Below are 19,049 nucleotides of genomic sequence, written 5' to 3'. Positions count from 1 at the left end.
GCCCGCCCCACCGCGCGCGAGGTCCGCGAGCCCCGACCCGCGCGCGTTCCACCCGGCCCCACCGCCTGTGCGCGGTCCGCCTGCCCCGAGCACAGCGGCCGGGGGCCACTTCCCTCCCCTCCACCCGTTCCTCCTCTCCCGCCGGCTCCGGGCGTCCCACGCGGGTGGGACACCAGTTCAAGCCACACCTGGCTGATGCCGAACCAAGAAGCGGACAGCCGACGCCAACGACAGGAGCACGCCGATGGTCACAACCGAGGTGAAGATCCCGCTTCGGCCCGTCCCCCTGGTGCGCCGCACCCCGGTGGCGACCCTGCTGTTGCCCGCCGCCACCATGGCGCTTCTGGGGCTGTGGGATCTGGGCCGCCGCGGGATGTGGAGCGACGAGGCCGCCACCTGGAGCGCCGCGCGCCGAACCCCCTCCGAACTCTGGCAGTTGCTCGGCAGCATCGACGCGATCCACGGCCTCTACTACCTCCTGATGCACGGTCTGCTGGCGCTGCGCCCGGACGCGTTCATGCTGCGCCTCCCCTCCGTCGCGGGCATGGTCCTCGCCGCGGCCCTCGTCTCGGCGATCGGCACACGGCTGGCCGGGGCCCGGGTGGGACTGGTGGCGGGCATGATCTTCGCGGTCCTGCCGTTGGTGAGCCTGTACGCGCAGGAGGGCCGCAGCCACGCGCTCGTGGTGGCGGGCGCGACGGCCGCCACGTACTTCCTGGTCCGCGCGTGCGAGACCGGTGAGGCGCGCTGGTGGCGCTGGTACGCCCTGGCCACCGCGCTCACCGTGCTGCTGCACGCCTTCGCCCTGCTGCTGCCGGCCGCGCACGCCGTCACCCTGCTCCTGTCCCGCAGCAGCGCGCGGCAGTGGCGGCTCTGGAGCGTGTCGGCGGCCGCCGCCGTCGTGGCCGTGGCACCCGTCGCGTGGATGGCGAGCGGACAGCAGGAGGACGCCCTCACCTGGATCCCGGAGCCCGGCTGGGAGGCCGTGACCCGGCTCGTACGGTCCTTCGCCGGGCCGTCCGGCTGGGTCGCCTGCCTGCTCCTGCTGCTCGCGGCCGCCTCGCTCGTCGCCCCGCGCCGACCCCGCCTCGACCGGCCCCCGGTCTCGGTCGTCACGGTCGCGCTGCCGCTTCTGGTGGTCCCGCCCGCGCTGCTCATCGCCGTCTCGCAGATCGACCCGGTCTACGACCAGCGATACGTGCTGTACGCGCTGCCGGGGCTCTGTCTGCTCGCCGCCTCCGGGCTCGACCGGCTCACCGGACTCGTACTCTTCCGCGGGGCCATGCCGCTGGCGATGTCGGCGACCGCGGCGATGATGGTGTCCCTGGTGCTGGGCGGGCAGCTCGGCGCCCACCACCACGTACGGTCCGGGGAGAGCCGGCTGGACGATCTGCTGCCGATGGCGCAGATGATCCGCCAGGAGGCGAAGCCGGGGGACGCGGTGCTCTTCCTGGCGAGCCCGCGGCGGAAGGTCGCCGTCACCTACCCGGAGATGTTCGCGGGCCTGCACGATGTGGCGCTGGACAAGCCGGCCGGCCCCTCCGGCACGCTCTACGGCACCGAACTGCCGCCGCGGCGGCTGAAGGAGGCGCTGTCGAAGGCCCAGCGGGTGTGGCTGCTGGACCGGGAGGACTCCGATCAGCGGCGGGTGTTCCGGAGCGAGGGGGAGCGGGTCAAGCAGGAGGTGCTGTCGGACCGGTTCCACCGGGAGGGGGTGGAGCGGCTGCACGGCGGCAGCGTGCATCTGTACGTGCGCAACTGACCGTACGGACGCAACCGGCCGCGTACGGGCGGATGTCGAGGGGCGGGCGAGCCATTCCGGGCGCGCCCGCCCCTCGCGCATGCGTGCCCCTTGTGGGTACGCGCGCCCACGCGCTACTTCACCGCGCCCGCCATCACACCCGTGACGAACTGCCGCTGGAAGGCGAAGAACACGGCGAGCGGGATCACCATCGACACGAACGCTCCGGGCGCGAGGATGTCGATGTTGTTGCCGAACTGCCGTACCTGCTGCTGCAGCGCCACCGTGATCGGCGGTGATCCGGCGTCCGCGAAGATCAGCGCCACCAGCATGTCGTTCCAGACCCACAGGAACTGGAAAATGCCCAGCGAGGCGATCGCGGGCCCGCCCAGCGGCATCACGACCCGAGTGAACAGCCCTACCTCGCCCGCCCCGTCCAGCCGCGCCGCCTCCAGCAGCTCCCGCGGGATCTCGGCGAAGAAGTTGCGCAACAGGAAGATCGCGAACGGGAGCCCGAAGGCGGTGTGGAAGACGACCACCCCCGCGGTCGTCTCGAAGATCCCCAGGACGCCGAAGAGTTTGGCCACCGGGATCAACGCCACCTGCACCGGCACCACCAGCAGCCCGACCACCAGCAGGAACCACCAGTCGCGGCCGGGGAAGTCCAGCCAGGCGAAGGCGTATCCGGCGAGTGAGCCGATGACCACGACCAGCACGGTGGAGGGGACGGTGATGAGCACGGTCGTCGGCAGGGAGCCCGCGATCACGTCGTTGTCGAGCAGCCCTGCGTAGTTGCTCGTGGTGAGCTGGGCCGGCGCGGTGAAGACCTCCCACCAGCCCGAGGTGGCGATGTCGGTCGGGTCCCGGAGCGAGGAGATCAGCAGCCCCACGGTCGGCATGAGCCAGAACAGGGCGACCAGGATCAGGAAGACCTGCACCGCACCGCCGCTCGCCCGCGCCGCGAGGCGGGAGGCGAGGGACGGCCGGGCGCCCTTGACCTTCTCGGTGTGCGCCTCGGCGGCACCGGTCGGGGGTGCGGGCAGCGCGTCGGTCGACGTCGGTGCGGTCATCGCCGGCCCTCCCTGCGTATGCGGCGGACGTTGACGATCATGACGGGGGCGACGAACAGGAGCAGCAGCAGGGCGATGGCGCTGCCGACACCCTGGTCGGCGTCCGCGCCGAAGGAGGTGAGGACCAGCTCCAGCGCCAGCACATTGGCGTACTGCTGTGTCGACCCCGGCGCGATGATGTAGACCAGGTCGAAGATCTTCAGCACGTTGATCATCAGCGTGACCAGGACGACGACCAGCACCGGCGCGAGCAGGGGCACCGTCACCCGGCGGAAGACCTGCCACTCGCTCGCGCCGTCGCACCGCGCCGCCTCGAGCAGTTCGCGCGGGACGCCCGCCAGCCCCGCGGCGATGAGCACCATGGCGAAGCCCGCCCACATCCACACGTACGAGCCGATGATGGCGGGGGTGACCAGGGACGGGCCCAGCCAGTCCACGCCGTTGTACTGCTCGGCGAAGTTCGAGGCGGGGAGCCGGAGTTGTGCCCCGGCGGCCTTGTCGGCGGGCAGGGCGTACGTGCCGTCGGCGCCCGCCTTCGCCGTGGCGACGACCTTGCCGTCCTTGACCGCCTCGATCGTGATCCCGGACAGCGCCTTCTCGCCGGGATCGATGACGTTCGGCCTGCCGCCCCCGCCCTTGACGAAGTCCAGCCAGACCGTGCCGGTGATCTTTCCGTCGGCGGTGGGCGCGGTCTTCGCGTCCGGCGCGTCCCCGGGCATCGATCCGGCCTTGACGCCGACGAGCGGCAGATCGGCCGCGTCCCCGGCCCGTACGGACGACTTGGTGGTGTAGGAGCCGCCACCCGACTCCGCGAGACCCGAGACGGGCAGGGGATGCGCGCCCGGATAGGCCGACGCCTCGGCGAAGCTGTCGTGCACCCCCACCCACACGGCGTTGGCCACACCGCGGTCCGGTTCCTGCTCGTAGACCAGGCGGAAGATGATGCCCGCCGCGAGCATCGAGATCGCCATCGGCATGAAGACGATCAGCTTGAACGCGGTGCTCCAGCGGACGCGTTCGGTCAGCACCGCGTAGATCAGCCCGAGTGCGGTGGCGACCGTGGGCCCCACCGTCACCCAGATCAGGTTGTTCTTGATGGCGGTGAAGGTGCCCTCGTCGGAGAAGATCTCGACGAAGTTGTCCAGCCCGACGAACGAGGTGCCGGACGCGTCGAAGAGACTGCGGTAGGCCGTGTACCCGATCGGGTAGACCACGAGCGCGCCGAGCAGGGCCAGGGCGGGCAGCAGGAAGCAGACGGCCACCCACGGGCGGGTGCCCAGCGCGCCCCGACCCCTGTTCTTCGGGGGTACGGCGGGGGGTGGCGTACCGGGCACGGCCGCGCCCCCCGCGGTCGCTGTCGCCATCTCGGTGACGACCCGTCAGTTCTTGTACGCCTTGGCGGCCTCGGCCTCCAGCTTCCGCTGGGCTCCGGCCACGTCCTCCGGGTCCTTGAGGAAGTCCTGCAGCACCTTCCACTCGCCCTCGCCCTTCGTACCGCCGAAGGACGCGGGGGCCTGGTCCGACATGTCGAAGCGGAAGTCGTCGCCCGCCGCGATCAGGCCCTTGGCGATGTCGCGCTGGACATCGTTCGGGTAGGCCGCGAGGTCGAGGTTCTTGTTCGGCGTGATGAAGCCGCCCGCCTTGGCCCAGATCTCGGCCGCGTCCGCGGAGGCCAGGTAGGTGAGCAGAGCCTGAGCGGCCTTGCCGTCCTTCATCGCGACCGCCGCGTCACCACCGCTGACCACCGGGGACTCCTCGCCCACGGCCGGGAACGGGAAGACCTTGGCGTCCGTGCCGATCTTCGCCTTGGTGTCGGTGGCGATGTTGATCGAGACGAAGTCGCCCTCGAACACCATCGCCGCGTCCGGGGAGTCGCCGCCCGCGAAGGCCTGCGTGACCGACTTCGGGAACTCCGCCTGCAACGCGCCCTTCTGCCCGCCCGCGATCAGCGTCTTCTCGCCGAAGAGCTCACCGAGCGTCTCCAGCGCCTTCTTCACGGACGGGTCCGTCCACTTGATCTTGTGCTGGGCGAGCTGGTCGTACTTCTCCGGGCCCGCCTGGGAGAGATAGACGTTCTCGAACCAGTCGGTGAGGGTCCAGCCGTCGGCGCCGCCGATGGCGACCGGCGAGACACCGGAGGCCGAGATCGTCTCGGCGGTGTCGAGGAACTCCTCCCAGGTCTTCGGCTCGGAGGTGCCCGCCGCCTCGAAGGCCGCCGTGTTGTACCAGACCAGGGACTTGTTGGCGGCCTTGAAGTAGACCCCGTACTGCTTGCCCTTGTGGGCGCCGAGGTCCCGCCAGCCCTGCGAGAAGTTCTTGCCGAGCTCGTCCTCGACGGTGCTGCCGACGGGCTTGATCCAGCCCTTGTCGGCGAACTGCTGGAGCACGCCGACCTGGGGGAGGACCGCCACGTCCGGCGGCTCACCGCCCTCGATCTTCGTACCGAGGAAGGTGGAGATGTTGTCGCCGGTCGGCACGAAGGAGACCTCGGCGCCGGTCTGCTTCTCGAACCCGTCCAGGACGGCGTTGAAGTTCTTCTGCTCGGCGCCCGTCCACACGGCGGCGACCTGGAGCTTCTGACCGTCCAGCTTGGGCAGCTTCACCGACGGCGCGCCGTCCTTCCCGCCGCTGCCGGAAGAGCTCTTCCCGTCCTCGCTGCCGCCGCAGCCCGCGGCGGTGAACGCGAGGGCGCCCGCGGCGAGAACCGCCAGCGAGGCGCGCGTCGCCCGGCTCCGTCTGCCGGAGCGCGGTGATCGGGCGGTGTGTCTGGTGGCTGTACGCATCTGAAGGGTCCTCCCCGCTGCGCCATGTCGCGGACCCGGCTCGACGGCCGCGCACAGGTGCTCCGTACGTCCGGTGCGGACAGTCCTACGCCCGGATCGTCGCCACCCGCAATACCGCCTTCGACGCGAATGCCGGATGTGACCGTGCTGTGATCCTGGCCACCGCCGCCTGTGCGCCCCCGCCTCTCGACGCGATGCCGGCCACCGGTGCGGATGCCGCGCCACCTGCGCGGAGAGGGGCGGCGCGGGCCTGCCGGGTGACGCGGGACGGGGCGTGGGGGGCACGACCGCACCACGCGAGGTACGTGTGCACCGGCCGAACCCGGTGGCGTACGGGTGCGGGTGGCCTTGGGCGCCGCCACCCGTCCGTGCCTGATCCGGCTCCGCCCGCGCCCATGCCTGTTCCCGCCGCGGAGGACGACCGGGGCGGTCGCCCCTCGTACACGGCTCGTCCTCGTGCACGGCTCGTCCTCGTGCACGGCTCGTCCTCGTGCACGGCCCGTCCTGTGGCCTGCCCGCCCGGAACTCCAACTGGCCCGGCTGCGCCACGCGCTCTCCGGCACGGACCGCTCCTCCGCTCCGACCGCTGATCGACCGACGGTCGGACCTCGCCGCCGAGATCGGCGTACGAGAGGGAGGCCACCGTCCATCCGCGATCCGCGATCCGCGATCCGCGATCCGCGATCCGCGATCCGCGATCCGCGATCCGCGATCCGCGATCCGCGATCCGCGATCCGCGGCTCCTGCGACCGAAGGCCACCCACCGGCCGGTACGGGGCTGGTCCGCGATCGGGGAGCCTGACCACGATTGACGCGGCATTTCACGAACGATTCGCCGGCAGTGTGCACGCCCCCGCGCCCGCAACTCTGCCGGATCTGCGCCGAGTCGACCGCCGCGCACGAACTCGACCACGCGCGCGGGTCCCGCGTCCACGAGGAGTGGGCCCTGACCTTCCCGTGCTGTTCCCCGGCTTCGGACCCGGCTCGCCCGCGGGCCGCCCTGGCGTGACCGCCGCACGGCCCGCGGCGGCCACGCCCAACGCACTTACGACTCCTGGCAGTTCGCCGCCGTCCGCACAGGATCCGGAGAGGGGCCGGGGCCGACAGGGAGACCGGCGGTCAGCCGCAGAAGGTCACAGCAGCCGGAGCGGCGTGGACGGCGGCGCGGACTGCTCCGCGGCGCGCTGGAGGGCGCTGGCCAGAAGGGCGAGGTCCGTCGGTCCGTTGCCGAGCTCACGCAGAGGACGGCGCGCGGGCGGGTCGCCCATCCGCTCCCAGTCCAGCGCCACCACCGTCGGCCGCTGGGTGGCGGTCCGCGGGATACGGCCCGTCACCCGCCCCGCCTGGAAGGCGGCCTGCGAACCGTCGCTGCGCACCAGCCGCCCGCGGCCCGCCGACGCCTCTCCGGCGTCCGGGCCCTCGGCCCGCGCGGGCAGCAGGTCCAGGGTGACCCGCAGGCCCGCCCGTGCGGCGGCGGCCGTCTCCGCCGTACGGTCCGGCCGGCCGACCGCCGCGATCAGATGCACCCCGAGCCGTGCGCCGTCTCGTGCCACCGACTCCAGGGCCCGTACGACAGAACCCGCCGAGGGGCGGCCCCGGCTTCCCAGGGCGGGGTCCACCAACTCGTCGAAGTCGTCGACGAGGACGACCAGTCGTGGCAGCCGGTCCTCCTGCGCTCGTGTGTCCTCGGGCGTCGGCCCGGCGGCGCGCAGTTTCAGCGTTCCGCTGCGCGTCGACTCCACGTCGCCGAGGTCCCCGCGCCGCTCCGCCGCCTGCTGGTCGCCCCGCTCGGCGCAGGAGCTGTCGCTGTGGGGGCCCCGCTCGCCGTACGGACTCTGCTCGCCGGATGTGCCGCGCTCGCCCTGCGGACCCTGCTCGCCGTACGGGCCGGTGGAGCGCTCGGCAGAGCGCCGGGGGGCGACCAGCCGCCCCGCGACAGCCCGCCGCCTGTGCCACTCGGTGAAGTCCAGCTCGCCGAGCAGCTCGGCCCGCCGCTTCAGCTCCGTGCTGAGGGCCTGGGCGAACTCCCGCATGCGGACCGGGTCCGCGGCGGCCAGATACGTCGAGACATGGGGCAGGTCCGTACAGATGCGCAGCCCTTCGCCGCGCTCGGTGCCACCGCCGTCGACGAGCGCCAGGGACAACCGGTCCGGGCGGTCGGCCGCGGCCAGGGACGCGGCGAGCGACCGCAGCAGCTCGGTCTTTCCCGTCCCGCGACCGCCTTCGAGCAGCAGATGCGGCCCCTCGAGCGTGAGGTCCACGGAGAGGGGTCCGTGCTGCCCGGCGCCCAGCACGGCGCTCGCCGCCCCGCCCGCCGATCCGTCCGAGTCCGCCGCCGCGGCCCAACGGGCCGTCAGAGAAGCGGGCGTGGCGCGGGCGAGGCCCAACTCGTCCAGCAGCCGGGCCGTACGGGGCAGGGGCGTGGCGATCCGGCGGGAACCGGCCGCCGACCCCGCGCCGGGGACGCCCGCGGCGCGCAGCGGGGCCAGGGCCCGCGCGAAGCGCTCCGCCCAGGCGGCCGACACGGCGTCAACATTCGCCACCACGCCCATGCCCACCGGGCCCGACGGGGACAGCGGCACCACCCGGAGCGCGGTCGCCACATCACCGCTGAGCAGTCCCGCGGCGCCGCACTCGGAGAACGGCGGGGACGCCGTGCACGCGGCGCCGAAGGTCGCGGCGAGCGGGGACGCGGGAGTTGCCGCGGGGGCCTCGGCCAGACACAGGAGGTGGACACCGGCTGCCGCCCCGCCCGCAGCGAGCCGCGCCGCCGTTCCGCGCAGCGCCGAGGAACCCGGGTCGCCGTCGACGATCACCAGGGTGTGCGGACCGTCGTACCGCTGAGCGGCGGCGGCCACGGCCGCCCGGTCCGCGGTGACCCAGCCCGGCCCGAGCGGACCGTCGTCCAGCCGGCGCACGAGTTCGTCGGTACGGGCGGTGGCCTGATCCCGGTCGTGGGCGAGCAGCAGGCGGCAGTCCTGGCCATGGGCCGGGCGCGCGTGCGGGAGCCAGCCGAGCCAGGACCACTCGGCGAGCCGGTCGGCGGCGCTGCGCGACCGGTCCGTACTGATCAGCACGATCTCGAGACCGTCCGCTCCGCCCCCGGAGCCGGGGGGCGCGTGCAGCGCGGCGAGTTGAGCCACGATCGCGCGCGTGAGACCGGCCAGTCGCGGTCGCGGACCGGCGAGCCCCAGCGAACCCGCCTCGCGCAGGGCGACGGTGACGGGGGTGGCGGGGGCGTCGGACCGGTCCGTCGTGCCGAGCCGGACGACCAGGCCGTCCGGGTGGCCGGGGCCGCGCTCCCACAGGCGGGGGCCCGGACCGAGCGCGGTCAGCAGTATGTCGGCCGGATCCGGCCATCGTTCGAAGGCTGTGGCGGCAGCGCGCGCGGCATCGGGGGAAGGCTGCGGCGCGGCAGAGCGGTGACCCGCCGCGGGGCCGTCCGGAGCCTCGGCGTCCCGTCCCGCGGCGAACCGTCGCGCCCATGCGCCTATGCCGCGTCCCCACCGTGTGGGACGGCGGGGCATGTCGTCCTCGGGGTCGCCGGGCTCCTGCGCGCCCGGAACGCCTCCGGTTTCCCGGACCTCACTCACAGGCGCCGGCGAGGAGGGATGCCGGGTGCGGTGACCGGCGCCGTGTGTCACGGCCCCCGAGCCCGCCCCGGGGAACGGCCCGGGGAACTGCCCTTCAGGAGCCGGGGCTTGATGCGGCAGCCGGAACGCGGACCGGTCGTCTGGGTTCGCGTCGCAGACACCGGCGGTGCGCGGCGGCGGTACGGATCCCGGCGTACGGGGCCGGCCGTCGTACTCGTCATCGGGCTGCCGCGCGGGGGCGGGGGACGGGACGGAGCAGTCCTCGTCGTCGTACGGGCCCGTGGCCCACGACGGCCGGCGGGGCGCGCCGGACCCGCCGTGCCCGGTGCCCGGGGCACCGGCCGGACCGGCCGGTGCCCCGGGGCCCCAGCCGTTGGCGGCGGGCCCGGCGTCGTACGGGCCGGGGCCGACAGGGGGATCGTCACCCGCGACGATCGCGCCGAGCCCGCCCGCGGCGGCGCCCGCCGGGCCGGTGGAAGCCGGGGAGCCCACGGGGGCCATGGGAGCCATGGGGCCTGTGGAGGCCGCCGGGTCCGCGGAGGCGGGAGTGCCCGCCGCAGCCCCGGTGTTCCTCGTGGCAGGCCGGGCCGGAAGGGCCACGCGCAGATGGCCCTCGCCGTCCGGGGCGGTCGGCAGCACGTCGTGCAGCGGAGTCCGACTCCCGCCGGACCGCGCACCGGCACCCGCTGCGGCCCCGGACGGGGCAGCCCCGGGCAGGGGCTCTTCCGCGCCCACCAACCGCAGCGCCGATTCGCCCAGCCGGAGCAGTGAGCCCGGATGAAAGGGAAGAGGCCCCGTACCGAGCGGGGCGCCGTCGAGGGACGTGCCGTTCGTGGAGCCGAGGTCGGCGATCGTCACCTGGCCGTCGTCGGCGACCGTCACCGCGCAGTGCAGGCGCGAGACGTCCGGGTCGTCGAGGGGGACGTCGGCCTCGGCGGAGCGTCCGATCCGGATACGGCCGCTGTGCAGCAGATGGACCCCGCCCGCGTCCGGGCCCGAGACGACGTGCAGTTGGGCCGATGCGTCGGACGGCGCTTCCTGAGGTACGCCGGGGTGACGGCCGGGATCGGCCGGGGAGTTGAGGGACAGCACGGCCCCGTCGGTCAGCGGTGGTTCGCCCAGCGCGCATCGCTGCGGGTCGAGCCGCTCGCCGCCCGCGTAGAGCACCACGGGTCCCGTGGAACCGCCGGACCCGCCCGAGCCCGGGTCCCCTCCCGGGGAACCGGATGCGGCGCCCGGCCCGGAGGAGGAGGGTCCCGCCGAGGCGGACCCCGCGCCCGCGGACGCTCCCGACGCCGCGGCGACGGCAGCGGCCAGCCCGCTCGCGACCGCGGCGAGCGCGGTCCCGACCGGGGCCGTGACCAGTACGTCGCAGGCGCGCGCGGCGTGCCCGCCGCGCGGCCCGAGGACGGTCAGCCGGATCTGCATCGCCGTCAACGGTCCCTTCTGCCCCGGCTACGCGGTGAGAGATGCCGTCAATCCCCCGCCGTGTACGGGCACTTCGGCACGTACAGGTCAGCACGTCGCGCGGGGAGTCCCCGCCCCGGCCGCTTCCGTGCTGGCAAGCATCCTCGCACCTGCGGCTGACACTTCGCCGGGAAACCACAGCCCATTGATCTTGATTGGACCGGTAACGGCATGAATAAAGACGGGAAACTTGCTGTGGACGACCGTGTTCCGACAGGTCCGCAGTTCCGGCAGGTCCGTATCCCTCGATCGAGTAAGTCGCGCGACGGAGCCCGCGAGCCCGCCCTGAGAGGAAGCCCTGTCGCACCGCCCTCGCCCTCCTCCGTGTCGGAAGCCGCATCGGAAAAGGCGTCACCTCACGACGTCGGAAAAGGCGTCACCTCACGACGTCGGAAAGGGCGTCACCGCATGGCGGAGGGCAGCGCATACGACGGACATGACGGAGGGGCGGCGCACACGATCATGACGGAGGGGCGGCGCACACGATGAAAGGCAGCGCGCACCACAGCGGACACCCCGGGGACAAGGGTGCCCGCTGTGAGACCCGCCGCCCCGTCAGAGGGCCGGTAGCTCCTCGGATGTGACCCTGGCCATACCGCGTGAACGCTGCGATCCCGCTGCGCTGCCCCGAACGGCCGTGCCGTCACACCCCCGCCGCCCCACCGCCGCGGTTCACTCTCCGCGCCCGTGCCACGGCAACCATCCGCCCCCGGCGCGCGTCTTCCCCACGAGCCGCGGGGCGCTCCTCGTCAGCCGTCGACCCGGTGGTCGCCGAGCGTCCGCACTACAGTGGGTCGGACGGGTCCGCGTCCTTCCGGCGGCCCAGGCACACCAGGACCACGATCAGGGAGCGCATGACGTGCGGCCGGTAGGCAGCAAGTACCTCCTCGAGGAGCCGCTCGGACGAGGAGCCACAGGCACCGTGTGGCGGGCTCGCCAGCGCGAGGCCGCGGGCGCCGAGGCGGCCGTTCAGGGCCAGCCGGGCGAGACCGTCGCGATCAAGGTCCTCAAGGAGGAGCTGGCGAGCGATCCGGACGTCGTGATGCGCTTCCTGCGCGAGCGGTCCGTACTCCTGCGGCTCACCCACCCGAACATCGTGCGGACCCGCGACCTGGTCGTCGAGGGCGACCTCCTGGCCTTGGTCATGGACCTGATCGAGGGCCCGGATCTGCACCGCCATCTGCGCGACAACGGGCCGTTCACGCCGGTCGCCGCCGCGCTCCTCACGGCCCAGATCGCGGACGCCCTCGCCGCCAGCCACGCCGACGGCGTGGTGCACCGCGACCTGAAGCCCGCCAACGTCCTGCTCGCCGGCACGAACGACGAGCTGCACCCGATGCTCACCGACTTCGGCATCGCCCGGCTGGCGGACTCCCCCGGGCTGACGCGCACGCAGGAGTTCGTCGGCACGCCCGCGTATGTCGCGCCGGAGTCCGCCGAGGGCCGTCCGCAGACCTCGGCCGTCGACGTCTACGGCGCAGGCATCCTGATGTACGAGCTGGTCACCGGCCGTCCGCCGTTCGCCGGTGCCACCGCACTCGAGGTGCTCCACCGGCACCTCAGCGAGGAGCCCCGCCGCCCCACCACCGTCCCGGAGCCGCTCTGGACGGTCATGGAGCGCTGTCTGCGCAAGAACCCGGCCGAGCGCCCCAGCTCCGAGAACCTCGCCCGCTCCCTCCGCGTCGTCGCGGCCGGTGTCGGCGTCCACGCCACGGGCGCACAGGCCGAGGCCGCGCTCGGCGTCGCGGCGCTGCTCGCCCCCGACCCGGCACCCGCGCCCGTCCCGGACACCGGTATGGGCGGCGGCCCCGCGGGGAGCGGCGACCCGACCCAGGTGCTCCCGTCCGGCGCCGGTTCCTACGACCCGAACGCCGCGACGAGCATGATGCCCCCGACCGGCGCCCCGGGTTCCGGCGGCCCGAACGCCGATGCCACCCAGGTCATGCAGCACGGCGGCGGTGCCGGCGGCGGCCCCGACGCCGACGCCACGCGCGCGATGCCGCCCGTCCCGGGCTCCCCGCCGCCGGGTGACGCAAATCACCCCTGGCAGAACCAGCTCCGAGCGGCCCGCGACCGCAACGACCAGACCCAGGTCCAGTACCTCGACCCGAGCCAGGACCCGCTGCGCCGCCGCCCCCACCGCCAGGCACCCCCGCCCCAACAGCCGTACGGGCAGCAGCAGTACGGGGCCCAGGGCGGCTACGGCGGGTACGCCGAGCCGCAGGCCCCGCCGCCCCCGCAGCGGCCCCGGCGCCGTCAGGCCGAGCGTCCGCCGCAGCGCTACGCACCGCCGCCCCAGCCGGAGCCGACCCCACGCCGGGAGCCGCGCCGCAGCGCCAACCCGATGCGGATCCCGGGGCTGGGCTGCCTGAAGGGCTGCCTGTTCTCGATCGTGATACTGATCGTGGCCGCCTGGCTCATCTGGGAGCTGACGCCGCTGCAGGGCTGGGTCGCGGACGGCAAGAGCTTCTGGGACCAGATGTCCGACTGGTTCGTCAACGTCAAGGACTGGGTCTCCGAGATCGGCGACTCGGGCAGCAGCGGCACCGGCGGCTCGGGCACCGGTCAGTAGAGGCGGCCCGTCCTGGCCGGTTGGCGGCCCCGCACCGGAGCGCGGAAGCAACACCCGTACGGCCCGGAGGACTTGTCGCGCGCCCGCGTGCAATCCCCCGGGCCGTCGCGCGTACAGCCCCGGGCCGTTCCGCGTGCAGGCCCCCTGGCAAGGCGCGTCCTAGGCGGCGATCCGCGTCCGAGGCGTCCCGTGTCCGGTGGCCCGCCGTCCGCGCCGTCCGCACCCGCAGTCCGTACGTCCTGCCCGTCTCGTTCTGCCCTGCCCCGCCCTGCCCTGCTCTGCCCCGTCCAGCACCGGGCAGGTCGGGCCACCGTCCCCAACTCCCCGCCCCGGGGCCGCAGAACCCGAAAACCCATGCCAGTCTGGGGATTTGTCGACTTCTGACGGGGGATTTCCCCCGCAGAAGTGACGGTTGGCGTCGCTCGGGGCGTAGTTTTGTCGGCAACGCCAGCCCCTGGAGGCCCCCGGCGGCGCCGGGGGCACGACACGTCGGAGCAGTCTTGGCACGGAACATCGGCAGTCGGTTCACCGCCCATCAGGTCCTGGGACGCGGGTCCGTCGGCACGGTCTGGCTCGGCGATGGGCCCGACGGCCCCGTCGCCATCAAGCTGCTGCGCGAGGACCTGGCGTCGGACCAGGAGTTGGTCGGGCGGTTCGTCCAGGAGCGGACGGCCCTGCTCGGGCTCTCGCACCCGCACGTGGTCGCCGTCCGCGACCTCGTCGTGGACGGCAACGACCTCGCGCTCGTCATGGACCTCGTCCGCGGCACCGATCTGCGCACCCGCCTCGACCGTGAGCGCCGCCTCGCGCCCGAGGCCGCCGTCGCCATCGCCGCGGACGTCGCCGACGGCCTCGCGGCCGCGCACGCCGCCGGGATCGTCCACCGCGACGTCAAGCCGGAGAACGTCCTGCTGGACATGCAGGGCCCCCTCGGTCCGGGCGGAGCCCACCCGGCCCTGCTGACCGACTTCGGCATCGCCCGCCTCGTCGACGCCCCCAGCCGCTCCCGTGCGACGAAGATCATCGGGACGCCGGACTACCTCGCGCCGGAGATCGTCGAGGGCCTGCCGCCCCGCGCCGCCGTCGACATCTACGCGCTCGCGACCGTCCTCTACGAGCTGATGGCGGGCTTCACGCCCTTCGGCGGCGGCCACCCGGGCGCGATCCTCCGCCGCCATGTCACCGAGACCGTGGCACCGCTGCCCGGCATTCCCGACGAGCTGTGGCAGCTCCTGGTCCAGTGCCTGGCCAAGTCGCCCGCCTCGCGGCTGCGGGCGGCCGAGCTGGCGGGCCGGCTGCGTGAGATGCTGCCCGACCTCGTGGGCATGCCGCCACTGGACGTGGACGAGCCCGGCGCGGAGCACGCCGACGAGGACCCGGACGCGTACGACGAGCAGCCGTACGGAATCGCACCCGCCGCCCCGCGCCGCGGCGCCGTGCCCCTGGTGCATGGCTCGGCCCCCGACTCGGGCCGGGACACCCACACCAGCATGCGCGTCCCGGCTCCGGACGAGCTGGCCGGCGGCGCCCGCGGCACAGCCCGCGTACCGCGCCCCGCCGGCGGTCACCGGCCCGGCTCCGCCCGCCATCGCGCGGCCTCCGAGGCCGTACGGCGCCGCAGGATCAAGCTGGGTGTCGCGGCGGTGGCGCTCGCGGCGGTGGTGGGAATCGGCGGATGGCTCGTGGCCGGCGGTGACGACGGGGACGGGGGCCGGCCCGGCGTCGAGCAGTCGGACGGCCAGTCCGACGGCGCGTCCTCGCAGCCCTGAGACGACGGCTCCCGCAGCCCTGAGTCCGCAGCGCCTGAGACGGCGGCTCTGAGACGTCGGGGGCGCGTACCTCACAGCCCCGGGACAGCAGCCCGGGACAGCCGCCCCGGACAGCAGGCACACCAGGAGGACAATGCCCGCCCCGGGACCGCAGCCGTGAGACCGCGGTCCCGAGGCAGGGCCGCCGGACCGGTACGGGACGCATGCGCGCAGCCCTCGGACCGGGCCGCCGGCTCAGGGACGGCTCAGTCGAGCCACTGGGGCTGGAAAGGCTGGAAAGGGTGGAGGGGTCCGGGCTTCACGGGGAACGGGGTCCCGGGGCCCGGGGAGTCCTCAGGGGAGATAGCGCTCGGCCGCGGCCGGCCCCTTCTCCTTGAGCAGACGTTCGGCCCATTCGAGCCGCTCGGGCGTCACATCGCGCCCGGAGACCCGCACCAGATCCTCCGCGTCGGCCGATTCCGACCCGGTACGGAGCTGGAGCAGGCGCTCGCCTGCGTTCGGCTGCTCGTCCTCGTTGTTGTCCGTCACGGCGACCCTCCTCGTTCGGGGTGACCACGGGTCCCTGCCGGGGGAGCGCTGCTCCCTGTGACCCCATTGTGCGGCACGTCCGGGGCCGCCGCGCGCAGCCGTTACGCTGGACCCGTGGCAGTCGTCGATGTATCCGAAGAGCTGAAGTCCCTCTCCTCGACCATGGGGTCGATCGAGGCCGTGCTGGACCTCGACAAGCTGAGGGCCGATGTCGCCGAACTCGAGGAGCAGGCGGCGGCCCCCTCCCTCTGGGACGATCCGGAGAACGCCCAGAAGGTCACCAGCAAGCTGTCCTATCTCCAGGGGCAGGTCCGCCGCGCCGAGGAACTGCGCGGCCGTATCGACGATCTCGAGGTCCTCTTCGAGCTCGCCGATGCCGAGGCCGACGAGGATGCCAGGGCCGAGGCGGAGTCCGAGCTGGTCTCGGTGCGCAAGGCGGTCGAGGAGCTGGAGGTCCGCACGCTCCTCTCCGGCGAGTACGACTCCCGCGAGGCCGTGGTCAACATCCGTGCGGAGGCGGGCGGTGTGGACGCCGCCGACTTCGCCGAGCGGCTCCAGCGGATGTATCTGCGCTGGGCGGAGCGGCACGGCTACAAGACGGATGTCTACGAGACCTCGTACGCGGAGGAGGCCGGCATCAAGTCGACCACCTTCGCCGTCCAGACGCCGTACGCCTACGGCACGCTCTCCGTCGAGCAGGGCACGCACAGGCTCGTGCGCATCTCGCCGTTCGACAACCAGGGCCGCCGCCAGACGTCGTTCGCGGGCGTCGAGGTGCTGCCGGTCGTCGAGCAGAGCGACCATGTGGAGATCGACGAATCCGATCTGCGCATCGACGTCTACCGCTCCTCCGGCCCCGGCGGCCAGGGCGTGAACACCACCGACTCGGCCGTGCGCATCACGCACATCCCGACCGGCATCGTCGTCTCCTGTCAGAACGAGCGCTCGCAGATCCAGAACAAGGCGACCGCGATGAACGTCCTCCAGGCCAAGCTGCTCGAGCGGCGCCGTCAGGAGGAGCAGGCGAAGATGGACGCGCTCAAGGGCGACGGCGGCAACTCCTGGGGCAACCAGATGCGTTCGTACGTCCTGCACCCGTACCAGATGGTCAAGGACCTGCGGACGGAGCACGAGGTCGGCAACCCGGACGGGGTGCTCGACGGCGACATCGACGGTTTCCTGGAGGCGGGAATCCGCTGGCGGAAGCAGCAGGAGAAGTAACACTTCCCCGCGTCCGATTCCGGACAAGGACGGACAAGGCAACTACCGTGCGCTGAGCGGTAGTTGCCTTTTCTTTTGCAAAATTCGTCACAGTCTTGGGTTTAACCCCCGGTCAAGGGCCCCTAATTCCGGCATATCGCGCGCAATGACCTTGACGCTGCTGCGAATTATGGGAAAGGTGAAGCGCGGCATGCCCATGACTGTGATGCGTGCGAACGGGGCGGGGCGGGGCGTTGGTCCCGGCATTGCGATCTCCCCCAAGCGGCCGCCGCTCGGTGCATGGCTGCTCACCAACGAACAGCTACTGGGGGTAGCAAGCAAATGACGAAGAAGATGCGGCTGCGTGTCGCGCGGATAGCCGCCGGCGCGGTGATCGCCGCCGGTGCGTCGCTGACCGCCGCAGGTGCCGCTCAGGCCGTCGGCGTCGACGTCGAGGTCGGCGGTATCGGCGTCAAGGCGAACGCGGACAAGAACGGCATCGGCGCGGGTGTCAGCGTCGGCGACGACGACCCGACCGGCGAGCCGACGGACATTCCGACGGATCCCACCGGGGAGCCGACGGACATTCCGACGGAGCCCACGGACGAGCCGACGGAGCCCACCGAGGAGCCGACCGAGCCGACCGAGGAACCGACGGAGCCCACCGAGGAGCCGACCGAGCCCACGGACGAGCCGACCGAGCCGACCGAGGAGCCCAGCGACACCGCTGAGCCCACCGACGGCACGGGCGGCGGCAACAACCCGGGCCCCGACGGTGAGACCGGCACGGGCAGCGAGACCGACACCGACGCCGTCGGTTCCACCCCGGTCCAGCAGGGCGAGTCCAAGGAGGAGCTGGCTGAGACCGGTGCCTCCGAGACCGCGTTCCTGCTGGTCGGCGCCGCGACGATGATCGCCGGTGGCATCGGCTTCCGCCTGATGCCCCGCATGATCGGCCGTGGCGGTGGCGCGGCCGCCTGAGTGGCGCGCCGTCCTCACGCTGAGTGAGCGAAAGGCCCCGGAGCGCTATGCGTTCCGGGGCCTTGTGCGTCCGGTGCCGTGCTGGTGCCACGGCAGGAGGCGGTGGGTGGGTGCTGGGAGCGGCGCCTACGCCGCTTGATGGGCGAGCACGGACACGGCGATCAGGACGATCAGCAGGGCCAGGAGCGCCACGGGGGAGAGTCCGGAGAACAGCCCGGCCAGGCCGCCTTCCTGGTGGAGCCGCTCCCTGCTGGCCCGGCACACCGGGCAGCGGCCCTCGCTCACGGGGGCCGCGCAGTTGGCGCACACCAGACGGTCGCATGTCATGCGATCTCCTCCTCTACGGTGCCCAACGCGGGGAGGGGCCATTCGGTTCCACCGTCCCCCTACCACTGTGCCAGCTTCCGTACGATTCGGCTCGTCCCGGCCGCAGGCCCGCGCATCCGGCCCGCGGAGGGCCTCATGGGGGCCTCGGAGACCAATGCCTGGTTTGTACCTGATGGTGCCGTGAATAAACGCTCAACCCGGACCGACAACTGCGCGGTCCCTCCCGGTTCGCGTATGGTCACGCTCACTGGCGGGATCCCGGGCTCCGGGCGTCCCGCACTCCCGTTCAGGTCGACCCTGGTGCCTCCGTGATCCGATTCGACAACGTCTCCAAGACCTACCCCAGGCAGACGCGCCCCGCACTGCGGGACGTCTCGCTCGAGATCGAGAGGGGCGAGTTCGTCTTCCTCGTCGGCTCCTCGGGGTCGGGCAAGTCCACCTTCCTGCGGCTGCTGCTGCGCGAGGAGCGGTCCAGCCACGGCGCGGTGCATGTGCTGGGCAAGGACCTGGGCAAGCTCTCCAACTGGAAGGTGCCGCAGATGCGCCGCCAGTTGGGGACCGTCTTCCAGGACTTCCGGCTGCTGCCCAACAAGACGGTCGGCGAGAACGTCGCCTTCGCCCTCGAGGTGATCGGCAAGCCGCGCGGTCAGATCCGCAAGACCGTCCCCGAGGTCCTCGACCTCGTCGGTCTGGGCGGCAAGGACGACCGTATGCCCGGCGAGCTCTCCGGTGGTGAGCAGCAGCGCGTGGCCATCGCGCGGGCCTTCGTCAACCGGCCCATGCTGCTGATCGCCGACGAGCCGACCGGCAACCTCGACCCCCAGACCTCCGTCGGCATCATGAAGCTGCTGGACCGGATCAACCGGACCGGCACGACCGTCGTGATGGCGACGCACGACCAGCAGATCGTCGACCAGATGCGCAAGCGCGTCATCGAACTCGAAAAGGGCCGACTGGTGCGCGACCAGTCGCGCGGTGTGTACGGCTACCAGCACTGAGCGATCGCCCGTAGCCGCTG

12 protein-coding genes are annotated in these 19,049 nt (G+C 73.0%); 6 read left to right on the top strand and 6 right to left on the bottom strand.

Annotated elements, in window-relative coordinates; translation table 11 throughout:
- Window positions 1-244 precede the first annotated feature (244 nt).
- Window positions 245-1,762 (top strand): glycosyltransferase family 39 protein, encoded by a 1,518-nt coding sequence (locus tag ACGFNH_RS28175; RefSeq protein WP_393658387.1) that lies wholly within the window; start codon window positions 245-247, stop codon window positions 1,760-1,762.
- Window positions 1,763-1,875: 113 nt separating this feature from the next.
- Here the strand turns inward: ACGFNH_RS28175 and ACGFNH_RS28170 are convergent, their stop codons facing one another.
- The 4 genes from ACGFNH_RS28170 to ACGFNH_RS28155 form a co-directional block, all read right to left on the bottom strand.
- Window positions 1,876-2,811 (bottom strand): carbohydrate ABC transporter permease, encoded by a 936-nt coding sequence (locus ACGFNH_RS28170; protein ID WP_393658385.1) that lies wholly within the window; start codon window positions 2,809-2,811, stop codon window positions 1,876-1,878.
- Window positions 2,808-4,175: a carbohydrate ABC transporter permease gene (locus tag ACGFNH_RS28165; RefSeq protein WP_393658383.1), complete on the bottom strand. Its 1,368-nt coding sequence runs from the start codon at window positions 4,173-4,175 to the stop codon at window positions 2,808-2,810. Before ACGFNH_RS28165 ends, ACGFNH_RS28170 begins: the two co-directional genes overlap by 4 nt.
- A 15-nt stretch (window positions 4,176-4,190) precedes the next feature.
- Window positions 4,191-5,594 (bottom strand): ABC transporter substrate-binding protein, encoded by a 1,404-nt coding sequence (locus ACGFNH_RS28160; RefSeq protein WP_393658381.1) that lies wholly within the window; start codon window positions 5,592-5,594, stop codon window positions 4,191-4,193.
- A gap of 1,133 nt (window positions 5,595-6,727) precedes the next feature.
- Entirely contained in the window at window positions 6,728-10,615 is a 3,888-nt protein-coding gene (locus ACGFNH_RS28155) for an FtsK/SpoIIIE domain-containing protein (RefSeq protein ID WP_393658465.1), read from the bottom strand.
- An 898-nt stretch (window positions 10,616-11,513) separates the two neighbouring features.
- Here ACGFNH_RS28155 and ACGFNH_RS28150 point away from each other — a divergent pair.
- Window positions 11,514-13,226 (top strand): serine/threonine-protein kinase, encoded by a 1,713-nt coding sequence (locus ACGFNH_RS28150; protein ID WP_393658379.1) that lies wholly within the window; start codon window positions 11,514-11,516, stop codon window positions 13,224-13,226.
- A 500-nt stretch (window positions 13,227-13,726) separates the two neighbouring features.
- A complete protein-coding gene (locus tag ACGFNH_RS28145; protein ID WP_393658377.1) occupies window positions 13,727-14,995 on the top strand; it encodes a serine/threonine-protein kinase in 1,269 nt (422 codons plus the stop codon).
- Between the two features lie 333 nt (window positions 14,996-15,328).
- On the opposite strand, the gene ACGFNH_RS28140 is transcribed toward ACGFNH_RS28145, so the two are convergent.
- Window positions 15,329-15,523, bottom strand: a complete 195-nt coding sequence (locus ACGFNH_RS28140; protein WP_393658375.1) for a hypothetical protein — start codon at window positions 15,521-15,523, stop codon at window positions 15,329-15,331.
- Window positions 15,524-15,637: 114 nt separating this feature from the next.
- On the opposite strand from ACGFNH_RS28140, the gene prfB reads away from it, so the two are divergent.
- Both prfB and ACGFNH_RS28130 read left to right on the top strand, forming a co-directional pair.
- Window positions 15,638-16,744, top strand: a complete 1,107-nt coding sequence (gene prfB / locus ACGFNH_RS28135; RefSeq protein ID WP_393658373.1) for a peptide chain release factor 2 — start codon at window positions 15,638-15,640, stop codon at window positions 16,742-16,744.
- Window positions 16,745-17,065: 321 nt separating this feature from the next.
- A complete protein-coding gene (locus ACGFNH_RS28130; RefSeq protein ID WP_393658371.1) occupies window positions 17,066-17,704 on the top strand; it encodes a hypothetical protein in 639 nt (212 codons plus the stop codon).
- Between the two features lie 126 nt (window positions 17,705-17,830).
- On the opposite strand, the gene ACGFNH_RS28125 is transcribed toward ACGFNH_RS28130, so the two are convergent.
- Complete coding sequence (locus ACGFNH_RS28125; RefSeq protein WP_393658369.1) at window positions 17,831-18,031, bottom strand: hypothetical protein; 201 nt, start codon at window positions 18,029-18,031, stop codon at window positions 17,831-17,833.
- Window positions 18,032-18,339: 308 nt separating this feature from the next.
- On the opposite strand from ACGFNH_RS28125, the gene ftsE reads away from it, so the two are divergent.
- A complete protein-coding gene (gene ftsE, locus ACGFNH_RS28120; RefSeq protein ID WP_393658367.1) occupies window positions 18,340-19,029 on the top strand; it encodes a cell division ATP-binding protein FtsE in 690 nt (229 codons plus the stop codon).
- The last annotated feature ends 20 nt before the right edge of the window (window positions 19,030-19,049 follow it).

It is taken from the genome of Streptomyces sp. NPDC048639, from assembly GCF_043199075.1.
Classification (GTDB): Bacteria; Actinomycetota; Actinomycetes; order Streptomycetales; family Streptomycetaceae; genus Streptomyces.
The sequence above is the reverse complement of the archived record's forward strand: the minus strand, read 5'-3'. Positions and strand labels throughout refer to the sequence as shown.